Raw genomic sequence first — 20,722 nt, 5'->3', positions numbered from 1 at the left:
GTGATCCCATATAAAAAACAATCCTTTCTTAAGCTTTATTTTTTATCCAATTAATGACACCACCTTGGAGGATGATATCAATATGTCTATCTGTCAAATCATGTTCAACTTGAATGGTTTCGTTACTATCTTTTATTTCTACTTCGAATTTGGAAAGTTGCTTTATTGTTTTATGAATATTCTTGAATGACAGTATAGTGCCTTCTTGCAGTTTATTATAATCTTCCACATTGACAAAGCGTAATGGTAAAATACCGAAATTAATCAAGTTCTGTAAGTGGATTCGAGCAAAGTCTTTCACTAACACAACTTTTAAACCTAAATATCTCGGTGCTAGAGCAGCATGTTCACGACTGGAACCTTGACCATAATTATACCCGGCTATAACGGCATGACCATGATCATCTCGTGCTTTCATTGCTCTTTCATAATAGGTGTCATCAACAATTTCAAAAGCAAAGGTACTAATACGCTGTATGTTGCTGCGATAGGGCAAAACCCTTGCACCACCTGCTAAAATTTCATCTGTTGATATATTATCAGCCATCTTTAGTAAAACTGGTATATCAAAGTTATTTTCAATAGGTGCAAAATCTGGTAGTGATGTAATATTAGGTCCTTTTTCTAATTGAATTTCTTCATTATTTTGAGGCGGAGCTTCCAACATCCCATCATCCCCAGCTTGCTTTGGTGCTTTTATTTTCGGATAGTTCATATCTAAAGTACGTGGATCTGTGATTACACCAGTAAGTGCAGAGGCTGCTGCAGTTTCAGGGCTGCAAAGAAAGACACTGTCCTCTCTAGTACCAGATCTCCCGGGGAAATTCCTTGGTGTTGTTCGTAAACTGTTTCTGTCACTAGCCGGAGCCTGGCCCATCCCGATACAACCATTACAACCAGCTTGGTGCATCCGTGCTCCAGCAGCTAGTAAGTCACCAATATAACCATTATCACTGAGCTGTGTTAAAAGTTGCCGTGATGTTGGATTAATATCAAAAGAGATTCCAGGAGCAATTTTCTTTCCTTTAACAATTTCAGCGGTGACAGCGAAATCCCGGTAACCTGGGTTAGCTGAAGAGCCAACATAGGATTGGTAAATGCTCTCCCCGGCAACCTCACTTACTGGTACAACATTTCCTGGACTTGACGGTTTAGCAATTAGAGGTTCAATTGTTGATAGATCGATTTCTTCGTGTAAATCGTAATCGGCACCACGATCAGCTTTTAATTCGACCCAATCATCACCACGGCCTTGGTTTTGTAAAAATTCTTTAATGACATTATCAGAAGGAAAAACGGTCGCTGTTGCCCCAAGTTCTGCCCCCATATTAGCAATAACATGGCGATCCATGGCGGATAATGCATCCAATCCAGGTCCGTAATACTCAATGATTTTGCCAACACCGCCTTTAACATCATATCTCCTTAGCATTTCCAAAATGACATCCTTAGCACTGACCCAATCAGAAAGCTTGCCTGTTAGCTTCACACCCATAATCTGCGGCATCTTCACATGGTAAGGCTCCCCAGCAATTGCCATCGCTACATCAATTCCACCAGCTCCCATCGCTAGCATTCCCATACAACCATTTGCACAGGTATGACTGTCAGAACCAAGCAGAGTCTTCCCAGGTTTCGCAAGTCGTTGCATATGTACTGGATGACTCACACCATTTCCAGGCCTGCTGTAATAAATGCCGAATTTTCTTGCAGCACTTCTTAAAAAAAGGTGATCATCCGCATTCCGATAATCTTCTTGGATCACATTATGATCAACATATTGGGCAGAGACTTCCGTTTTTGCTTTATCTAAGTCCATTGCCTCCAACTCCAGCATAACCATTGTACCTGTGGCATCTTGTGTTAATGTTTGATCAATCTTTAAGCTGATTTCCAATCCTGCTTCCATCTCTCCATCAACTAAATGTGTTTCGATTAATTTTTGTGCGACATTTTTTTTCAATTCGATAACCTCCACGCATAAACTATATCAATAGTCTGTACAGTTTAAAGGAAATTAATCAAAAGAAAAAAGCCTTCATCCAAACTGGAATGAAGACTTTTTCGTGGTTTATACCATTACTTTGCACATATCATTTGTTAATGCAACAGGATCTTCGATAGGAAGACCTTCAATAAGCAGTGCCTGATTGTATAAAATATTTGTATATAATTTTACTTTTTCTTTATCAGTCTCATGTGCCTTTACTAATGCTTGAAAAATTTCATGCGTGTTATTGATTTCAAGTACTTTATTTGCTTGGATATTTTGATTATCAGGCATTTGTCGAAGTACTTTCTCCATTTCAATTGATACATCGCCTTCAGCAGATAAGCATACAGGATGGGATTTCAATCTTGGTGAAAGCTTTACATCATTTACTTTACCATTTAGAATTTCTTTCATTTCTGTGAGCAGGTCTTTATGTTCTTCTTTTTGTTTCTCTGCTTCTTTTTTCGTTTCTTCATCTTCTAAGTTTAAATCACCACTGGAAACAGATTTAAATTCTTTCTCATCATATTTCATTAACATTTTGATCGCAAATTCATCCACTTCATCAGTGAAATAAAGAATCTCGTACCCTTTATCTTTAACCATTTCTGTTTGTGGAAGTTTTTCAATCCTGTCGTGTGATTCACCTGTTGCATAATAAATATGCTCCTGGTCTTCAGGCATGCGTTCAACATACTCTTTTAGGCTGACTAATTTTCTTTCGTTTGATGAATAGAAAAGCAGTAAGTCTTGGAGTTTGTCTTTATTGGCACCGAAATCACTATATACCCCATATTTCAGTTGACGACCAAATGCCTCAAAGAATTTTTCGTACTTTTCCCGGTCATTTTTTAATAAGCTTTTCAGATGGTTGCTTATTTTCTTTTCAATATTTTTGGCAATAAGTTTCACCTGGCGGTCTTGCTGCAAGATTTCCCGTGAGATATTTAAGGACAGATCTTCCGAATCAACAATACCACGAACAAAGCTGAAATAGTCTGGTAGAAGATCCGCACATTTCTCCATAATCAATACGCCATTAGAGTATAACTCTAGACCTTTCTCAAAGTCTTGTGAGTAGTAGTTGAACGGCAATTGCTCAGGGATATATAAGATTGACTGGAATCGAACCATCCCATCAACACTTACATGCAGATGACTTAGTGGTTGATCAAAACCAAAGTGTTTTTCTTGATAGAATGCCTTGTAATCTTCATCTTTTAGTTCCTGCTTGTTTTTACGCCAGATTGGAACCATGCTATTAATTGTTTGTTCCTCTGTTACATCAACTAATTCTTCGTCATCCTCACTCTTTGGCTGTTTCTCTGTAACATCCATTTTTATTGGATAGCGAATAAAATCCGAATATTTTTTAATAAGAGATTTCAAACTGAATTCATCAAGAAATTGATCATAATTTTCTTCGTCAGCATTCTCTTTTAAATGAATGATAATTTCTGTTCCAACACCTTCTTTGCTGTATGGTTCAATCGTATAGCCTTCTTGTCCATCAGATTCCCATTTATAACCTTCTTCACTGTGTAATGCACGTGTATATACTGTTACTTTATCTGCTACCATGAAAGAAGAGTAAAATCCAACACCAAACTGTCCAATAATCTCTTGTCCCTCTTGCATATCCACTTCTTTTTTAAATGCAAGTGAACCACTTTTTGCGATTGTACCTAAGTTCTCCTCAAGTTCTTCTTGAGTCATGCCAATACCAGTGTCTTTAATTGTTAATGTTCTATTGTCTTTATTCGGCTCAATACGGATATAATAATCTTCTTTGTTGAAAGAAATGTTTTCATCAGTAAGTGCTTTGTAATAGATCTTGTCAATAGCATCACTAGCATTAGATATTAACTCACGTAAAAAGATCTCTTTTTGTGAATAAATGGAATGGACCATCATTTCTAGTAGACGTTTCGATTCAGCCTGAAACTGTTTTTTCTCCATCTCATTTGCCTCCTAATTTATCTATATGTATAACTTAGCACTCTAATAGTAAGAGTGCTAACACCTATTAATTTAGTATAAAAAACAAGGCATGTCAAGGGATTGCCGAATGAAAATAGAGACATACCAGGCAGGGGAGATCTAAAAAATTACGGAAGAAATTAAAGGAGTGATTTTTTAATCATCCAACTAACTATAACAGCATTGCATTCATTATAATGCTTTGTTGGAACTTGATGTTTTGATTTTGCGATATAAGCTATTTCTATATCTCTCACTTTTTCTTTATACAAATTTTGATAATCGTGAATATAATAGTCACGTTGCCCGTAAATCAAGAGTAAAGGTACATTTATTCGCTCCAGGTTATGCTTATTAATATAATCTAATCCAGCACTGTATTGACTGGCCAGACTTTGTGGATTTGTTTTAATTATTTCCTTGTATATTTCATTAGCTGCATCCTTACTGCGAAAGTGGTTTTTAGAAAGGGCAAGTGCAAGAAACTTCAACCATTTTTGCCGGGCAATCCATATCCCTATTTGATATTCCTTTCTTAATAAGAAACTGCTTACTTCATAGTATCCGCCAATTAGAATAAGTCCAAGTGTTCGTTCTGGATATAAACTTGCGAAAGCCTGAGCAATACATCCTCCATTTGAATAACCGCAAATAATTGCTTTCTCAATTTTGTTTGCATCTAATAAACGTCGAACATCATGGACTAACACATCCATATTCATCTCCTTACCTTTTTCGCTGCGGCAGTCTCCTCTAATATCGAATGTAATGATCCTGCATACGTCTTTCAGCTTTTTTTGGTAACGGAAAGTTAAATGTCCCACAGCAGGTGGGGGGATAAAAAGTACAGCTGTCCCTGTCCCTTCAATTTCGTAGTATAATGATGGGTTATCTTCAGTAAATGGCATAATTATTCACATCCCTAAAAGCAATAAGATAAATCTTATTGTTTCTAACTAGAAGAAAATTAATGACTTTATTAATTACTAATATATGGAACTCATATTCAGGAAAGATTATTGACAACCTAAAAATAGTAAAAATAGGGGAGGTAGTGAAATGTTAGAGCCAACTGATTACAATCATTATAAAGCTGGTGATGTTGTGTATGTTTTTTATCGCAATCCACATACACAAGATGTAGCCAATATTCAAGAGGCAGCTGTTGTTAGAGATCCCGAAAACCCTGACGGTCTGGCGTTATTTTTATATGAAACCTATTATCCATTATCCAGTGAACTTGCAGTATATCCGAATGAACAATCCGCAGAGGCGGCATATCACCATTACTTTGATGGAGAAATTTACGATGATTAAACCATTTACACCTCAACTTGTCTACTTTGAACCTAAAGCTCTGGACTACCCATTAGGTGAAAAACTGATGAAGAAATTTAAAAATATGGATATGGAAATACGTTATACGACGTCCCATAACCAAGTAAGAAACTTACCTGGAGATAATGATTTTCAGAAATATCGTAATGCTAAATCTACTTTAGTTGTAGGGATAAGAAAGACACTGAAGTTTGATACATCAAAACCTTCAGCAGAATATGCTATTCCTTTTGCAACAGGATGTATGGGTCATTGTCATTATTGTTATTTACAAACCACAATGGGGAGTAAGCCATATATTCGAACATATGTGAATGTTGAGGAGATCTTCGATGCTGCAAAGAATTATATGGAAGAAAGAGCACCTGAATTTACAAGATTTGAAGCATCATGTACATCTGATATTGTTGGAATTGATCATTTAACGCATACATTAAAAGATGCAATCGAATTTTTTGGTCAATCTGAATATGGAAAGCTCCGTTTTGTAACGAAATTCCATCATGTTGATCACCTCCTGGATGCGAAGCATAATGGAAAAACCCGTTTTCGATTTAGTATTAATGCCGATTATGTGATTAAGTATTTTGAACCAGGAACCTCCCGATTAGCCCAAAGAATTGAAGCAGCAGGGAAGGTCGCACGTGCTGGTTATCCACTAGGGTTTATTGTTGCACCAATATACTTACATGAAAATTGGCAAGAGGGGTATTATCATATGTTTGAACGTCTTCATGATGAATTGCCGGAGGATGCTAAGCAAGACATTACATTCGAATTCATTCAACACCGATTTACGAAGCCTGCAAAGCGAGTGATTGAAAAAAACTACCCTATGACCAAATTAGAACTTGATGAGTCAAAGCGGAGATACAAATGGGGCAGGTATGGAATTGGGAAATATATTTATAAAAAAGAAGAAGAACAGGAGATAAAATCAGAGTTGTTTAAATACATGAAGGAATTCTTTCCGAATGCTGCATTAGAGTATTTTACTTAGGATGTGGAAGGATGAGTGAATTGGAATTAGATTGGATTTGGAAGGCTATTCTAATCATTGTTATTGGAACCCTCTTACTAAGAATTGCAGGCAGAAAGTCGATTTCCCAGATGACTCTTGCCCAAACTGTCTTAATGATTGCGATCGGTTCCTTATTGATTCAACCAGTGGCAGGGAAAAGTATCTGGGTAACATTTGGAGTAAGTGCTGTTTTGATTATTACTTTAATTTTTATAGAATATACCCAAATTAGATCAGATACCTTCGAAAAGTTTATTACAGGCAAATCGATTACCTTAATTGAAAATGGTGTGCTAAATGAGAAGAACTTAAAGAAATACCGAATATCGGTAGATCTGCTGGAAATGTTATTAAGACAAAATAGTGTTCAGAAAATTAGTGATGTCGAGTGGGCGACAATAGAACCTAATGGTCAACTAGGATTTCTGCTTAAAGATGAAGCACAGCCTATTACTAAAAGGGATTTGAATCAATTGTTAAACCAGCTTGAACAATTACAAAAAAGTGTAAGTAAACCGAATAGTCAAAAACAACAGAATATTTTTACAGAGGTTGCTCAAAAAGGACATAAAAACCCGCCAGAGAAGCATTTAGAATAATACAGGGGACAGAAAACAAGCAACTGGATATATTTCCAGTTGCCATCTTTTTATTTATCTTTCTGTATATAAGATAGATGCCACATCATTTTCATCTAAATAATCTTCATATCGTTCATGATTTTCATTTACACCAATAAATTTTCCATGCATATCTGAGAGCAGGAAACCCTCTAATTCTTCAACACTGCCAACTAATTCTTCGGAATTGAAATACATGTCATCATAGCTTTTTTCTGTATTATAAAAGTCGGAAGGGCCATCAGAAGAACCGAATTGCTCAACGCGTTGCCAGGCATCTTCTGCATCAAAAAGTGTCGCTTCTTCCTCGTTAAGGTCGTCATTAAGATTTGAGGGAATAACATGTTCCTCTTCAGGTCTGGTTTTTTCCACATAGTTATCAGCATGCTCTATACATTTCCTTGTTGTCGGCATTGCTAATAGACGTTCAGCAGGAATTTCAGCGCCACATTCCTCACATATACCGTAAGTTCCATGGTCAATCGCCTGTAACGATTCATTAATATCTTTCCATTCTCTCTCAATATGCTCATTTAAAGCAATATCTTTCTCTCGTTCAAACAGCTCAGTACCATGATCAGCTGGGTGGTTGTCATAATTGGATAATTCAGACATAGATTCTTTTATTAATTCAAGGTGTAAACCAAAATGGTCTTCTAGATGTTCGGCAACCTCTTGCTTACGTTCTAATAATTCTTTTTTGCATTCCTGCAGTTGCTGTTCTGTTAGCATAAGTCTCACCTCCTGCCTTGCTTAGTATAACCTAATGAGTTTTATCTCACTAAAGAGGATTTTGGTAAGGATGACATAATTTCAGGAAGAGCAGGGGAGAATAGATTAGAGGAAGAGCGATAAGTCGTGGCAGCCGTAACGAAAAAAGCTGACTCCCAAAAATGAGAATCAGCTTTCATTAATATTAATCACGTAATGCTTCAAATTGATCAATTTTATCTGCATGTGTCAAGGTTACCGCAATATCGTCCCAACCGTTTAATAACATTTCGCGTTTATAATCATCTAGATCAAAGGATGCTTCAAAGCCTTGATTATCATATACTTTTTTAGCTTCCAAATCAACAGTTATATGATACTTTTCAGCTTCTGCATTTTTGATTAAAGTTTGTACTTCATCATCTGTCAAAATAACAGGTAAGATACCGTTTTTCGTGCAGTTGTTGTAAAAAATATCTGCATAACTTGGCGCGATAATAACACGGAATCCATAATCCTGCAATGCCCATGGCGCGTGTTCGCGGGAAGAACCGCAACCAAAATTTTCTCCTGCGACCAAAATAGAAGTACCATCATATTTCGGTTGATTTAGGGAAAAATCTTCTCGTAATTCACCTTTTGAATCAAAGCGCCAGTTGTAAAAAACAAATTGACCGAACCCTTGACGTGAAATACGCTTTAAAAACTGTTTAGGAATAATCTGGTCTGTATCAACATTTGCACGGTTTAAAGGATAGACTAGACCTTTATGTTTTCTAATTGGTTCCATTATCCGTTACCCCCTTGTTTTATAATTATTATTTAGATCGATGCAGGAACATCTAAATGACGTACATCGGAGAAGTGACCTTTGATTGCTGCTGCTGCGGCCATTTCTGGACTTACTAAGTGAGTACGTGCACCTGTGCCTTGGCGTCCTTCAAAATTACGGTTAGAAGTAGATGCACAACGCTCACCTTCTGGAACAACATCATCATTCATTGCAAGACACATGCTGCATCCAGCTTCACGCCATTCAAATCCTGCTTCTTTAAAGATAACGTCAATTCCTTCTGCTTCTGCTTGGGCTTTCACACTATGTGAACCAGGGACAACAATTGCACGGACATTTGGATTTACTTTATGACCCTTTACAATTTCTGAAGCTTTTCTTAAATCTGCTAGACGAGAGTTTGTACATGAACCGATAAATACATGCTCAACAGGAACAGAAGAAATTGGTTCTCCGCCTTTAAGTCCCATGTACTCTAATGCACGCTGGATTTCTTCCTTTTCATTATCATTTTTGCCATCTTCTACTGTAGGTACGTTGGCGCTAACAGGTATACACATACCAGGGTTTGTTCCCCAAGTTACTTGTGGTTCAATTTCTTCCGCATTAATTTCAACTGTCTCATCATATACTGCACCTTCATCTGTTGCAAGAGCCTTCCATTCCTCCGCTAGCTGATCAAATGCTTCCCCATCAGGTACATGACGACGACCGCGCAGGAATTCTACTGTTGTATCATCCGGACTAATTAAACCTGCACGAGCACCTGCTTCGATAGACATGTTACAAACAGTCATACGGCCTTCCATAGAAAGGCTGCGAACAGCCTCTCCAGTATACTCAATGACATACCCGGTTCCAAATTTAACACCAAATTTACCGATGATTGCTAGAATCAAATCTTTTGCAGTAACGCCTTTTCCTAATTTGCCATTCACCTTCACATTTAGTGTTTTAGGTTTTGCTTGCCAAATTGTTTGGGTAGCTAAAACGTGTTCTACTTCACTTGTACCAATACCAAAAGCTAAAGCACCAAATGCACCGTGTGTGGATGTATGACTGTCACCACATACAATTGTTTTCCCTGGTTGTGTAAGCCCTAATTCAGGACCAATGACGTGTACAATCCCTTGATCAGGGTGGTGAATATCTGCCAAAGGTACTCCGAATTCCTCACAATTTGTTTTCAAAGTTTCCATTTGTGTTTTTGATACTACATCTTTGATTACATTACGGTGAATTGTTGGAACATTGTGATCCATTGTTGCGAATGTACGATCAGGTCGACGTACTTTTCTGTTATTCATTCTCAATCCTTCAAACGCTTGTGGTGAAGTAACCTCATGAACCAAATGCAAATCAATATATAAAAGATCTGGTTTCCCTTCTTCATGATGAACAATATGTTTTTCCCAAATCTTCTGAATTATTGTTTTAGGTTTTCTCATCTGTTTTCACTCCTTACATCAAATTTTTAATGGTAATTTTGAAAAAACATCGGCACCCGCTAGTAGACGAGGCGAATGCCGAGATTTATGAATAAATTAATTTATAATTGCTTTTACAACAAGTTCTGTCATTTCTTTGGTTTTAACTAACTTGCCATCATCACTTTTTAAATCTGCAGTATGGTAACCTTGATTTAACACAGCTTCTACCGCATCTTCAATTGTTTGTGCTTCATCATTCATATTGAATGAGTAGCGAAGCATCATCGCAGCAGATAATATCATGGCAATTGGATTGGCAATACCTTTACCAGCGATATCTGGCGCAGACCCATGAGCTGGCTCATACAGACCAACACCATCTTCAGCTAAGCTAGCTGATGGCAGCATACCAAGTGATCCTGTTAGTACAGAAGCTTCATCACTTAAAATATCACCAAACATGTTTTCAGTAACAATGACATCGAAATCTGTTGGATTGGTAATTAGCTTCATTGCTGCAGCATCAACCAACACATGGTCAACAGCAACATCAGGATATTGTGCTTTTTTTTCTTCAACTATTTCCCGCCATAGTTTACTAGATTCTAAGACATTTGCTTTATCAACTGAAGTAAGGTGTTTATTGCGTAACTCTGCACTTTGGAAAGCTTTATCAATGATTCGCTCAATCTCTTTTCGGGTATATAACAGTGTATCAACTACAGCATTTCCGTTTTCACGTCTCTCACTAGGTTCTCCGAAATAGAGACCGCCAGTAAGCTCGCGGACAATCAGTAAATCACTTCCTTGAATGATATCCTGACGAAGAGGGGAGGCATGTAATAATTTCTCAAACCCTTTGACAGGACGTAAGTTAGCATAGAGATCCAAAGCTTTACGAATACCTAGTAATCCTCGTTCAGGACGTAAATCAGATGGATTGTTATCCCATTTAGGACCACCTACAGCTCCGAGTAAAACTGCATCTGCATTTTTACATGCTTCTACTGTTTCATTTGGAAGGGGAGTACCATGATTGTCAATGGCAATTCCTCCAATATCAAAGGAGGAAAACTCGAACGGTTTGTTAAATTTTTTACTAATTGCTTCAAGGACGTCTTTGGCTGCATAAATAACTTCTGCACCAATTCCATCTCCAGGAAGCAGGACGATTTTATAGCTCAATTATTAAACCTCCTAGACTTTTCAAACAGTTTATTCTGTTTTCTGACGATAAATTGCACGATTAACGCCATTTAAATATGCTTGAACGGCAGCTTCCAGAACATCTTGCGCAGAGCCACGTCCACTGACAGAGACACCATCTACTGTTAAACTTACATGAACTTCTGCTAAGGCATCTCTACCTTTACCAATAGAATTTAACTGGAAATCTGTTAAGTGTGTTTCTTCGTGAATAATTAGATCAAGTGTATTATAAAGTGCCTCAACACTGCCTTGGCCGGTTCCTGTATCTTCAACAAGTTGATCATTTGGTGTTTTTAAATTAACCGTAGCACTAGGTTTATCTGATGAACCATATTGAACTTTAAAGTCTTCTAACGTATATCGTTTCACATTAGATGTGTCTGTTTGGATATCTGTTAGAATGGCAAATAAATCATCATCAGTAACTTCTTTTTTTCGGTCAGTTAGAGATTTAAATGCCTTGAATGCCTCTTTCACTTTATCGTCAGTAAGTGTAAAGCCCAGTTGTTTTATCTTATCAGTAAACGCATGTCTTCCTGAGTGTTTGCCTAATACTAGATTGTTCGATTGAACGCCGACTAATTCTGGTGTAATGATTTCATATGTTTGCGCATTTTTTAGTACTCCATCTTGGTGAATACCTGATTCATGTGCAAAAGCATTACGTCCAACTACTGCTTTATTACCTGGTACTGTCATTCCCGTAAATTTGCTAACCATATCGCTTGTGCGTTTTATCTCTTTAAGAACTACGTTGGAATGATATGGATAGTAATCATTTCGAATATTTAAAGCAACACTGAGTTCTTCTAGTGAAGCATTACCAGCCCGTTCTCCAATACCATTGATTGTTCCTTCGACTTGAGTGGCACCATTCTCTACTGCAGCAAAAGAATTAGCTAAAGCCATTCCAAGGTCATCGTGGCAGTGACATGATAAATCAACTTTGTCGATATTTGGAACATTTTCTTTAATGTAACGGAACATTGCACCATATTCACGTGGCATTGTGTATCCAACTGTATCTGGCAAGTTAATTACTGTTGCTCCTGCATCAATTACCTTTTCAATGATGCGTGCTAAAAAGTTTAAATCAGACCTTGAAGCATCTTCTGCCGACCACTCTATATTATCAAAAAACTGTTTCCCGTATTTAACCATTTCAACCGCTGTTTCAATGACTTCCTCTGGTGATTTCTTCAATTTATATTCCATATGAATAGGGGAGGTTGCAATAAAGACATGTAATCTTGGATTAGTTGCATTTTTAAGTGCGTCACGACAGGCATCAATGTCAGATTTTACTGCACGTGCAAGTCCTGCAACCTGGACGTTTTTCACAGTTTCCGCAATTTTTTTTACTGCATCGAAATCACCTTGGGAGGAAGCAGGGAACCCTGCTTCCATAACATCAACCCCAAAGCGTTCTAGTTGTTTCGCGAGTTCTAATTTTTCCAATTGATTCAGATTCACACCAGGTGATTGCTCACCATCTCTCAGTGTGGTATCAAAAATCTTAATTTGAGTCATTAGAGACCACTTCCTTCTTATTAATTGCCTTTTGCTTTACAAATGGCATTAATTCACGAAGCTCTTTCCCTACCTTTTCAATTTGATGTTGACTTTCTGCACGTTTGATTGCAGTGTAACGTGGACGATTTGCTTGGTTCTCTAAAATCCACCCTTGTGCAAATTTACCTGTTTGAATATCTGTTAGGACATCTTTCATACGAGCTTTTGTGCTTTCATCTACAACACGTGGCCCTGACATGAAATCTCCCCACTCAGCAGTATCTGAGATAGAATGGCGCATGTTTTCAAGTCCACCTTCATACATTAAATCTACGATTAACTTTAATTCATGAAGACATTCGAAGTACGCCACTTCTGGTTGGTATCCAGCTTCTACTAAAGTTTCAAAGCCTGCTTTAACAAGTGCAGATGCACCACCGCAAAGAACAGCTTGCTCACCGAACAGGTCTGTTTCTGTTTCTTCCTGGAATGTAGTTTCAAGGATACCAGCACGACCAGCACCAATTCCTTTTGCATATGCTAGGGCGATATCTTTTGCTTTACCAGTAGCATCTTGGAAAATACCGTAAAGACCAGGAACACCAGCGCCTTCTTGGTATGTTCTGCGTACAAGATGGCCAGGCCCTTTAGGTGCTACTAAGAATACATCAACATCTGCAGGTGGAACGATTTGGTTAAAATGAATGTTAAAGCCATGAGCGAATACTAAAGAATTTCCAGCTTCTAGATTTGGTTCAATTGCTTCTTTATAAATTGCTGGCTGATACTCATCGGGAAGAAGGATCATAATAACATCAGCTTCTTTAGAAGCTTCTGCAACTGTTTTTACTTCTACACCATCTTCTACCGCTTTATCCCATGAACGTCCTTGACGAAGGCCAACTACTACATCAAATCCACTTTCTTTAAGGTTTAAAGCGTGGGCATGACCTTGAGAACCATATCCAATAATTGCGATTTTTTTAGATTGTAATACCTCTTCGTTAATATTGTTGTTATAAAGTACTTTTGTCATGTAAATTACATCCTCTCAATAATTATTATTTTTATTTTATAGTAGTAGGAAAGCTTACATGAAGCTTTCCTAATATATATGGATTGGATTATCCTAAAATAGAGCTGCTGTCAACGCTCACTGGTTGTTGTCCGCGTACTAGTGCAGTTACACCAGTTCTGGCTAACTCTTTAATACCATATGGTTTTAATAATTCGATCAGTGCTTCAATTTTCTCTGGCTTACCAGTTACTTGGATCGACACACTGTCTTTACTTACATCAATGATCGATGCACGGAATGGATCGATTATGCCTTGAATTTCTGCACGCAGTTGGCTATTGCTCACAATTTTGATTAATGCCAATTCTCGGGCAACAATGGCTTTTTCAGAAATATCTGAAACTTTAATTACATCGATTTGTTTATTTAATTGTTTTGTTACTTGTTCTAATTTTTGATAATCTTCAACATCTACAACGAATGTCATTTTTGACATACCATCTGTTTCGGTTCTCCCGACAGAAATACTTTCAATATTAAATTGTCGGCGTTGTAGCAAACTTGTTACGCGATTTAATACACCACTACGATTTCTAACAGTTGCAGTTATAATTCGTTTCATGGTTTCACCCCAATCATTTCGTTTAGTCCTTTTCCTGGAGCGATCATTGGGTATACATTTTCTTGCTGGATAACACGAGCATCAACAACCACTGGACCTTCATAGTCGAAAATATCTGGTAGTGCTTTGATAAACTCATCTTGTGTATCTATCCTTAATCCTTTAATACCGTAAGATTCAGCCAATTTAACAAAATCTGGCTGGATGCTGAAGATTGATTGTGAATAACGCTCAGAGTAGAATGCTTCTTGCCATTGTCTAACCATACCTAATGCTTGGTTGTTAACAATAATCACTTTTACAGGCAGGCCGCGTTCTTGTAAAATAGACAACTCTTGTAACGTCATTTGGAATCCGCCGTCACCAACGATGGAAACGACCGTTTCATTTGGTTTTGCAAGCTGTGCTCCAATAGCTGCCGGGAAGCCGAATCCCATGGTTCCCAGTCCGCCGGAAGATACCCAACGATCAGGTGTATTAAATTTATAGAATTGGGCTGACCACATTTGATGCTGCCCAACATCTGTTGTTACAATTGCTTTTCCTTCCGTTTTTTCGTGGATTTTTTGAATTACCCATTGACCAATCATTTCAGAATCTGGCGTGTTAAACCATAAAGGGTATTCTTTCATATTTTCATGAATTCTTACTAACCAGTCGTCATGCTCGGGTTGTGTTATATCACTTTGTAATAGTTTCTTCAAAGCTTCTTTGGCATCAGCAACAATCGGTATAGATGTTGGAACATTTTTGCCGATTTCTGCAGGGTCGATATCAACGTGTGCGACTGCTGCATTCGGTGCAAAGGAAGCTAGGTTCCCTGTTAACCTGTCATCAAATCTTGCACCAATATTAATAAGCAGGTCACACTCGTATAACGCGGTATTCGCTGCATATGTTCCATGCATACCTGCCATTCCCAAGAATAACGGATGTTCGCCAGGGAATGCCCCTAAGCCTAGTAATGTTGAGGTAACTGGTAAGGAATACTTCTCTGCAAATTCTTTGATTTCTTCAGAAGCTTTAGCAAATAAGATCCCTGCGCCTGTTAAAATAATAGGCTTTTTTGCTTTACCAATTGCTTCAGCCAATTTTTTAATTTGTAACGGGTTTGGCTTTGTAGTTGGCTGGTATCCAGGCAGGTCTAGTTCCACTTCGGCCTGGAAAGTTTCTTCAATAACTTCAGCTGAGATATCTTTTGGCATGTCAATTAAGACTGGGCCAGGACGTCCGGTTGTTGCAATATGGAAAGCTTCTTTTACGATTCTAGGTAAGTCTTTTACATCACGAACTTGATAATTGTGTTTCGTAATAGGTGTGGTAACACCCATTACATCAACTTCTTGAAAAGCATCCGTTCCAATAATTCCTTGTGCTACTTGACCTGTTATCACAATTAATGGAAGTGAGTCAATCATTGCATCAGCAATTCCAGTAACTAAGTTTGTTGCACCAGGTCCGGAAGTTGCAATAACAACACCGGGTTTACCTGAAACTCTTGCATAACCTTCCGCTGCATGAATGGAACCTTGTTCATGGCGTGCAAGAATTTGGGTGAATGATTCTTGTGCTTTATATAGTGCATCGAAGATAGGCAAGGCAGCACCACCTGGATAACCAAATAATGTTTCCACACCTTCGTTAACCAACGATTCGACTAGCAAGTCAGCACCTGTTTTTGGTTCTTTTTCCATTGCTGTTTCTTCTGCTTGCTTTTGTGTTCTTTCCACTTTAATCCCTCCTATAAATAAAATTTATCGAAATTTTAATAATGGATTCGTTGATTGTGATTCCATCTTTCACTAAAGCTGATTTATCGTATGAAAAAAGGCCATTTCTAACTTGTTCATTGCTCACAAAAGTTAGGAGCTATCAACAAGGGAGAAAAGGCCTTTCTTTTCACGGTACCACCCTGATTCACAATATTTTTACAAATATTGCCTTGTGAAGCTAAATGAAAGAGAGCATTTAGCTTCATTTTTGGTAACAGGTGTTTACCACCTGGCTAAACTTACTAAGAGAACTGTTCAGTATAGCACTCAGGGATGAGTAGTCGGACTAAGGTGTAATGCCAAGTTTCCAGCATCCTCGGCTCTCTATCATTACATGATCTTATTCCTTTGTTCCCGTCTTCGTTTTTCGATTATAAATAATTGTCGCTATAGCTTATACTATACGAAAGATTTCATTCTGTCCATAGGTTAAAAGTAAAACTTAAATGAAAAGAAAATATCTGATTGACGACAATAATACAACCATTTTTACGTTTGGTCAACCGTTTTTTAATAATTTTCTGACATTTCAAAAAAGTCCATTTCTTAGGAAGCGATTACATCACTAATTTTATTGAATTTTACTACTGGATTAATTTATGTGAATTTTTTAATTATTTTGTCTAATATTTCATTTCTTTATTATTTTTAGTTACAATAAGTTTGTCTATTTTTATCGTGGAGAGGTGAAACTTTGCAAAAATTATGTGTTATCCCATGCGGAAAAAGAAAAATTTGGGATAAATATCCGAACGCAGGGGCGGTTAAAGCAGAGAAAGCTTATACCGGTATATTTCGTCAATTAACACTTGCTTATGCAGAAAAGTTTTTTCTGCAGAATGTAACGATATCTGCAAAACACGGCTTTTTGCTTCCGGATGATCTCATTTTTGAGAACTATGATTTAACTTTTCACAAAAGCAATCCTGAGGTTATAACGACAGATCGGTTAAAAGGTCAGTTAAAAGAAAAACAATTAGACCATTTTAAACACATTATAGTGTTAACAGGGAAAAAATATCAGCCAATCATGGAGGAAGTATTTGATCAAGCTGACCTTATTGAATATCCTTTATTAGGAACAAGAGGGATTGGAGATATGCAAAGACGTTTAAAGAAAAGTATTCTTTACGGTCAACCAATACATACAGAAAAGGGTGGGATAAGATGAAAGCATTTGTGGTGCATAATGGCAACTATCAAATGAAAGAAGTGGAAGAACCTGAAATAAAAGCGGATGAGGTAAAGGTCCAACTAAAAACAGCAGGGCTTAATCACCGTGACCTAATGATTAAACATCGGGTTGGCAGTAATGAAGAAGCTTATATTCTTGGTTCAGATGGAGCAGGTGTAATTGTAGAAGCAGGGGCAAATGTGAGTCGTTTCGATATAGGAGATGAAGTAATTATTAATCCTGGTCTGAATTGGTATGATAAAAGTGAGGCCCCGCCTGCAGATTTTGAGATAGTTGGTGTACCTTTTCATGGAACATTTGCGGAGAGAATTGTTATTTCGGAAGATTTCATTGAAAGAAAACCCAAACACCTCTCATGGGAAGAGGCGGGTGTTTTTGCGTTATCGGGATTAACAGGTTATCGAGCTTTAATTACACAAGGACAATTGAAAAAAACCGATACATTATTTATACCAGGTGCTGGTGGTGGAGTGAACTCTTTTATCATTTTATTAGCGAAAGCTGTAGGTGCGAAAGTTATCACAACATCTAGAGAAAGAGAGAAATTAAAAGATGCAGAGAAATTAGGTTATGATAAAGGAATACTTACCAATGATAATTGGCAGGAAAAATTGGCTAATGAGACAATTGATTTAGTAATAGAAAGTATTGGTGGAAAAACATTTAATCGATCTTTGGAAGTATTAAGAAAAGGGGGAAGAATTGTTACATATGGATCTTCTACGAATGACCAATTGACATTTGATTTAAGAAAATTCTTTTATGGCCAATATAAATTGATTGGCTCAACGATGGGGAGCAGAGAAGAGTTGCATGAACTGTTAGCATTTACTGAAGACCAGAGTATTAAGCCAATAATTGACCGTCAATTTGCTTTTTCTGATATAGACAAAGCATTTGATTTATTGGGAGCTCAAAATCAATTAGGGAAGATCGTTATTAATATGTAAAAATTACCGCCATTTTTCTATAAATGGCGGGTTATCCTTTTGGTTTGAATAGTAGTGCACCGATCATACCGAAAATGATGGCTGATGAGATCCCCGAACTTGTTACTTCGAACATTCCTGTAATTACACCAATCAAACCATGTTTTTCTGCTTCTTCTAATGCACCATGTACCAAGGAATTACCAAAGCTAGTGATTGGGACAGTAGCTCCAGCGCCGGCAAAATCAATTAATGGCTCATACAGCCCAAATCCATCCAAAATTGCACCGGCTACTACAAGGATACTTAGTGTATGGCCAGGCGTTAGTTTTGCAACATCTAATAACAATTGCCCAATTACACAAATTAACCCTCCAACGATGAATGCCCAAATAAATACCATCTGTATTCACCTCCCATTTTAAGATAAATTTTCAATCGATACAGCATGGGCAATACACGGTATAGATTGTTTCTGCTGGACAGTTAACGGAGAAAGTAATGCACCAGTAGCGACAACTAGAATTCGCTTATATTCTTTTTTCATTAGTTTCTTAAGCAGGTGTCCATATGTCACAATAGCGGAGCATGCGGGTCCACTGGCACCGGCGAATACTGATTGATTTTCTTTATACATCATTAACCCGCAATCTTGAAATTTAACTTCATTGATAGGTTGCTGATGCTTTGCGAATAAGTCAAGACAAATCATCCTTCCGTACTTAGCTAAGTCACCAGTGACGATAAGGTCATAATAATTTTCATCAACATTACGATCCAAAAAATGCTGGGTAATTGTATCAAAAGCAGCCGGGGCCATTGCTCCACCCATATTGAAAGGGTCTGACAGCCCTTCATCAATTACTTTACCAATGGTGGCAGAAGTGACTTTTGGACCATCCCCATTTTTAGCTAATAGTGCCACACCTGCACCAGTAACAGTCCATTGTGAAGTGTCAGGTTTTTGACTGCCATATTCGTTTGGGTAGCGGAATTGCCTTTCGGCAGCAGAATTATGACTTGCAGCACCTGTTAACACATAGTTTGCATTGCCTTCACTTAATAACAGGGAGGAAATTGCCAAACCTTCCATCGAAGTTGCACACGCACTAAATAGGCCTAAGTATGGTATTTTTAATTCTCTTGCAGCAAAATTAGATGGTGTAATTTGATTAATCAGATCACCGTGCAGAAAGAAGTTGATGTCGTTCTCTTTAATGTTGGCTTTTCTAATAGCAATTGTACTTGCTTCTTGAATTAAATGTGTATGAGCTTGTTCGAACGATTTCTCTTCCATCCATTGATCAGAAAAGAATGAATCGAAGTCATCAGCAATTTGGCCTTTTTCCTCAAAAGGTCCTCCAACTGTACCAGTCGATATAATAGTCGGGGGATTATCAAAATACATTGTAGCTTTTCCTTGTAACATAACATCAACTCCAATATGAAAAAATCGTTTTAATCAAGGCGATTAGAAAAGCAGAGAATACGCCAAATAATATGACAGAACCAGCAAGTTTAAACATATTTCCACCGACACCTAGAACAAATCCCTCTGTTCGGTGCTCTATAGCTGCTGATATGACAGCATTACCGAATCCTGTAACAGGTACAGCTGTTCCTGCACCTGCAAATTGTGCGATTTTATCATAAACACCAAAACCGGTAAGCAGCATTGTAATAAAAATAAGTGTTGCAACAGTTGGGTTACCTACAGTTTGTTCTGTAAAATCGAAGAAATACATATAGATGAATGAAATTATTTGGCCGATAACACAGATAAATCCACCGATTATAAATGCTTTTAAGCAATTTTTCATAACCGGACGCTTTGGTTCCATTTTTTTCTCATACTTTTGATAGGTTGTTTGCTGTTTAGTCATTCTTATAACTCCCTCAAGTTTTCTCTTTTATTAGCTTTTTCCAATCTTTTAATTTCTTCTCTATTTCTTTCTGGTCAGCTTTTTCATTTGATTGTAATTTTTCTAACTCAATAAGGAATTTCTGATCGGACGTCACATTTACCTTCTTATCTTCCATCTTTTTGTTAATTTTTTTCTGGATATCTTTTGCAATTTTTTGTTCGTTTATCTGGTTCACACTTTTTACCTGGATAGCAATAAATAAGTCTTTCTTTGTTTGTACAGCTTTATATTTAACAAGATGGTTTTTCTGTTCTTCTAAGACTTCTTGCGCTGCACTAGGGAGATTATATGGTGAAGAACTATCCTGTGTGGATAGATGTAATGACTGATCAATTGCTTGTCCTTTTGATTGCTTGTTCTCTTCACTACAACCGAGTAAAATTAAGCTAATGATAATTATGGTGAAATAAACCAACTTATAATTCATCTGATATATTCCTTTCTTTGTTGAAAATGAAGAACCAAGTGCAATGCTTTCTATAAGTTATCATGTAAACAAATGACAAAAATTATACGATGTTAATTTTAGGGTATGGTTAGAAAAAATGGTTATCGTTATAAAAAGAAAGTGAATTTTTGACAAAAATATAGAAATTTTGAAACTTTTGACTATTCTAAATCGTCATATAAAGAAGAGGGGTCGAGGAGGGGTGT

Annotated in this window: 20 protein-coding genes; 5 read left to right on the top strand and 15 right to left on the bottom strand. The window is 37.3% G+C overall.

Annotation, left to right across the window (positions count from 1 at the left end):
• Positions 1 to 28: 28 nt before the first annotated feature.
• The 3 genes from ACFOY7_RS16960 to ACFOY7_RS16950 form a co-directional block, all read right to left on the bottom strand.
• On the bottom strand, positions 29 to 1,963 hold the full coding sequence (locus ACFOY7_RS16960) for an aconitate hydratase (protein ID WP_390253712.1): 1,935 nt from the start codon (positions 1,961 to 1,963) through the stop codon (positions 29 to 31).
• A gap of 108 nt (positions 1,964 to 2,071) precedes the next feature.
• A complete protein-coding gene (gene htpG / locus ACFOY7_RS16955) occupies positions 2,072 to 3,952 on the bottom strand; it encodes a molecular chaperone HtpG (RefSeq protein WP_390253710.1) in 1,881 nt (626 codons plus the stop codon).
• A gap of 161 nt (positions 3,953 to 4,113) precedes the next feature.
• Positions 4,114 to 4,881 carry an alpha/beta fold hydrolase gene (locus ACFOY7_RS16950; RefSeq protein ID WP_390253708.1) on the bottom strand — a complete coding sequence of 256 codons (768 nt, stop codon included), beginning with the start codon at positions 4,879 to 4,881 and terminating at the stop codon, positions 4,114 to 4,116.
• A 151-nt stretch (positions 4,882 to 5,032) separates the two neighbouring features.
• On the opposite strand from ACFOY7_RS16950, the gene ACFOY7_RS16945 reads away from it, so the two are divergent.
• Genes ACFOY7_RS16945 through ACFOY7_RS16935 form a run of 3 tightly spaced genes read left to right on the top strand, consistent with a single transcriptional unit; the run spans position 5,033 to position 6,931 of the window.
• Entirely contained in the window at positions 5,033 to 5,290 is a 258-nt protein-coding gene (locus ACFOY7_RS16945) for a transcriptional regulator SplA domain-containing protein (protein ID WP_390253706.1), read from the top strand.
• Positions 5,283 to 6,311 (top strand): spore photoproduct lyase, encoded by a 1,029-nt coding sequence (gene splB / locus ACFOY7_RS16940; RefSeq protein ID WP_390253704.1) that lies wholly within the window; start codon positions 5,283 to 5,285, stop codon positions 6,309 to 6,311. Before ACFOY7_RS16945 ends, splB begins: the two co-directional genes overlap by 8 nt.
• Positions 6,312 to 6,331: 20 nt before the next feature.
• Positions 6,332 to 6,931: a DUF421 domain-containing protein gene (locus tag ACFOY7_RS16935; RefSeq protein WP_390254148.1), complete on the top strand. Its 600-nt coding sequence runs from the start codon at positions 6,332 to 6,334 to the stop codon at positions 6,929 to 6,931.
• A 54-nt stretch (positions 6,932 to 6,985) separates the two neighbouring features.
• Here the strand turns inward: ACFOY7_RS16935 and ACFOY7_RS16930 are convergent, their stop codons facing one another.
• The 8 genes from ACFOY7_RS16930 to ilvB all read right to left on the bottom strand — a co-directional run bounded on the left by ACFOY7_RS16930 (position 6,986) and on the right by ilvB (position 15,941).
• Positions 6,986 to 7,684: a TraR/DksA C4-type zinc finger protein gene (locus ACFOY7_RS16930; RefSeq protein WP_390253702.1), complete on the bottom strand. Its 699-nt coding sequence runs from the start codon at positions 7,682 to 7,684 to the stop codon at positions 6,986 to 6,988.
• A gap of 184 nt (positions 7,685 to 7,868) precedes the next feature.
• Complete coding sequence (gene leuD, locus ACFOY7_RS16925; RefSeq protein WP_390253700.1) at positions 7,869 to 8,453, bottom strand: 3-isopropylmalate dehydratase small subunit; 585 nt, start codon at positions 8,451 to 8,453, stop codon at positions 7,869 to 7,871.
• Between the two features lie 32 nt (positions 8,454 to 8,485).
• A complete protein-coding gene (leuC, locus tag ACFOY7_RS16920) occupies positions 8,486 to 9,904 on the bottom strand; it encodes a 3-isopropylmalate dehydratase large subunit (RefSeq protein WP_390253698.1) in 1,419 nt (472 codons plus the stop codon).
• A gap of 96 nt (positions 9,905 to 10,000) precedes the next feature.
• A complete protein-coding gene (gene leuB / locus ACFOY7_RS16915; protein WP_390253696.1) occupies positions 10,001 to 11,071 on the bottom strand; it encodes a 3-isopropylmalate dehydrogenase in 1,071 nt (356 codons plus the stop codon).
• A gap of 30 nt (positions 11,072 to 11,101) precedes the next feature.
• Positions 11,102 to 12,625, bottom strand: a complete 1,524-nt coding sequence (locus tag ACFOY7_RS16910) for a 2-isopropylmalate synthase (RefSeq protein ID WP_390253694.1) — start codon at positions 12,623 to 12,625, stop codon at positions 11,102 to 11,104.
• A complete protein-coding gene (gene ilvC, locus ACFOY7_RS16905; RefSeq protein ID WP_390253692.1) occupies positions 12,612 to 13,643 on the bottom strand; it encodes a ketol-acid reductoisomerase in 1,032 nt (343 codons plus the stop codon). The genes ACFOY7_RS16910 and ilvC overlap by 14 nt, the downstream gene beginning before the upstream one ends.
• Positions 13,644 to 13,731: 88 nt before the next feature.
• A complete protein-coding gene (ilvN, locus tag ACFOY7_RS16900) occupies positions 13,732 to 14,247 on the bottom strand; it encodes an acetolactate synthase small subunit (protein WP_390253690.1) in 516 nt (171 codons plus the stop codon).
• A complete protein-coding gene (ilvB, locus tag ACFOY7_RS16895) occupies positions 14,244 to 15,941 on the bottom strand; it encodes a biosynthetic-type acetolactate synthase large subunit (protein WP_390254146.1) in 1,698 nt (565 codons plus the stop codon). The genes ilvN and ilvB overlap by 4 nt, the downstream gene beginning before the upstream one ends.
• A 772-nt stretch (positions 15,942 to 16,713) precedes the next feature.
• On the opposite strand from ilvB, the gene ACFOY7_RS16890 reads away from it, so the two are divergent.
• Both ACFOY7_RS16890 and ACFOY7_RS16885 read left to right on the top strand, forming a co-directional pair.
• A complete protein-coding gene (locus ACFOY7_RS16890; RefSeq protein ID WP_390253688.1) occupies positions 16,714 to 17,190 on the top strand; it encodes a DUF6884 domain-containing protein in 477 nt (158 codons plus the stop codon).
• Positions 17,187 to 18,164 carry a zinc-binding dehydrogenase gene (locus tag ACFOY7_RS16885; protein ID WP_390253687.1) on the top strand — a complete coding sequence of 326 codons (978 nt, stop codon included), beginning with the start codon at positions 17,187 to 17,189 and terminating at the stop codon, positions 18,162 to 18,164. The genes ACFOY7_RS16890 and ACFOY7_RS16885 overlap by 4 nt, the downstream gene beginning before the upstream one ends.
• 31 nt (positions 18,165 to 18,195) lie before the next feature.
• Here ACFOY7_RS16885 and spoVAE read toward each other — a convergent pair whose 3' ends face one another.
• The 4 genes from spoVAE to ACFOY7_RS16865 are packed head-to-tail and all read right to left on the bottom strand — an operon-like array spanning position 18,196 to position 20,495.
• A complete protein-coding gene (spoVAE, locus tag ACFOY7_RS16880; protein ID WP_390253685.1) occupies positions 18,196 to 18,546 on the bottom strand; it encodes a stage V sporulation protein AE in 351 nt (116 codons plus the stop codon).
• An 18-nt stretch (positions 18,547 to 18,564) separates the two neighbouring features.
• A complete protein-coding gene (spoVAD, locus tag ACFOY7_RS16875) occupies positions 18,565 to 19,572 on the bottom strand; it encodes a stage V sporulation protein AD (RefSeq protein ID WP_390253683.1) in 1,008 nt (335 codons plus the stop codon).
• 4 nt (positions 19,573 to 19,576) lie between these two features.
• The gene (spoVAC, locus tag ACFOY7_RS16870; protein WP_390253681.1) at positions 19,577 to 20,026 is read right to left on the bottom strand and encodes a stage V sporulation protein AC; all 450 of its coding nucleotides are present in this window, start codon (positions 20,024 to 20,026) and stop codon (positions 19,577 to 19,579) included.
• Positions 20,027 to 20,039: 13 nt separating this feature from the next.
• Complete coding sequence (locus ACFOY7_RS16865; RefSeq protein ID WP_390253679.1) at positions 20,040 to 20,495, bottom strand: hypothetical protein; 456 nt, start codon at positions 20,493 to 20,495, stop codon at positions 20,040 to 20,042.
• Positions 20,496 to 20,722: the final 227 nt, after the last annotated feature.

Source organism: Gracilibacillus xinjiangensis (assembly GCF_042651765.1).
Lineage (GTDB): Bacteria > Bacillota > Bacilli > Bacillales > Amphibacillaceae > Gracilibacillus > Gracilibacillus xinjiangensis.
This window is presented reverse-complemented; position numbering and strand designations above follow the sequence as displayed.

What these genes read in the sequence shown, in the direction of transcription:
- htpG (WP_390253710.1), bottom strand. Translation starts at nt 3,952, where the DNA reads ATGGAGAAAAAACAGTTTCAGGCTGAATCGAAACGTCTACTAGAAATG.
- ACFOY7_RS16950 (WP_390253708.1), bottom strand. Translation starts at nt 4,881, where the DNA reads ATGCCATTTACTGAAGATAACCCATCATTATACTACGAAATTGAAGGG.
- ACFOY7_RS16945 (WP_390253706.1), top strand. Translation starts at nt 5,033, where the DNA reads ATGTTAGAGCCAACTGATTACAATCATTATAAAGCTGGTGATGTTGTG.
- splB (WP_390253704.1), top strand. Translation starts at nt 5,283, where the DNA reads ATGATTAAACCATTTACACCTCAACTTGTCTACTTTGAACCTAAAGCT.
- ACFOY7_RS16930 (WP_390253702.1), bottom strand. Translation starts at nt 7,684, where the DNA reads ATGCTAACAGAACAGCAACTGCAGGAATGCAAAAAAGAATTATTAGAA.
- leuD (WP_390253700.1), bottom strand. Translation starts at nt 8,453, where the DNA reads ATGGAACCAATTAGAAAACATAAAGGTCTAGTCTATCCTTTAAACCGT.
- leuC (WP_390253698.1), bottom strand. Translation starts at nt 9,904, where the DNA reads ATGAGAAAACCTAAAACAATAATTCAGAAGATTTGGGAAAAACATATT.
- ACFOY7_RS16910 (WP_390253694.1), bottom strand. Translation starts at nt 12,625, where the DNA reads ATGACTCAAATTAAGATTTTTGATACCACACTGAGAGATGGTGAGCAA.
- ilvC (WP_390253692.1), bottom strand. Translation starts at nt 13,643, where the DNA reads ATGACAAAAGTACTTTATAACAACAATATTAACGAAGAGGTATTACAA.
- ilvN (WP_390253690.1), bottom strand. Translation starts at nt 14,247, where the DNA reads ATGAAACGAATTATAACTGCAACTGTTAGAAATCGTAGTGGTGTATTA.
- ilvB (WP_390254146.1), bottom strand. Translation starts at nt 15,941, where the DNA reads ATGGAAAAAGAACCAAAAACAGGTGCTGACTTGCTAGTCGAATCGTTG.
- ACFOY7_RS16885 (WP_390253687.1), top strand. Translation starts at nt 17,187, where the DNA reads ATGAAAGCATTTGTGGTGCATAATGGCAACTATCAAATGAAAGAAGTG.
- spoVAE (WP_390253685.1), bottom strand. Translation starts at nt 18,546, where the DNA reads ATGGTATTTATTTGGGCATTCATCGTTGGAGGGTTAATTTGTGTAATT.
- spoVAD (WP_390253683.1), bottom strand. Translation starts at nt 19,572, where the DNA reads ATGTTACAAGGAAAAGCTACAATGTATTTTGATAATCCCCCGACTATT.
- spoVAC (WP_390253681.1), bottom strand. Translation starts at nt 20,026, where the DNA reads ATGACTAAACAGCAAACAACCTATCAAAAGTATGAGAAAAAAATGGAA.
- ACFOY7_RS16865 (WP_390253679.1), bottom strand. Translation starts at nt 20,495, where the DNA reads ATGAATTATAAGTTGGTTTATTTCACCATAATTATCATTAGCTTAATT.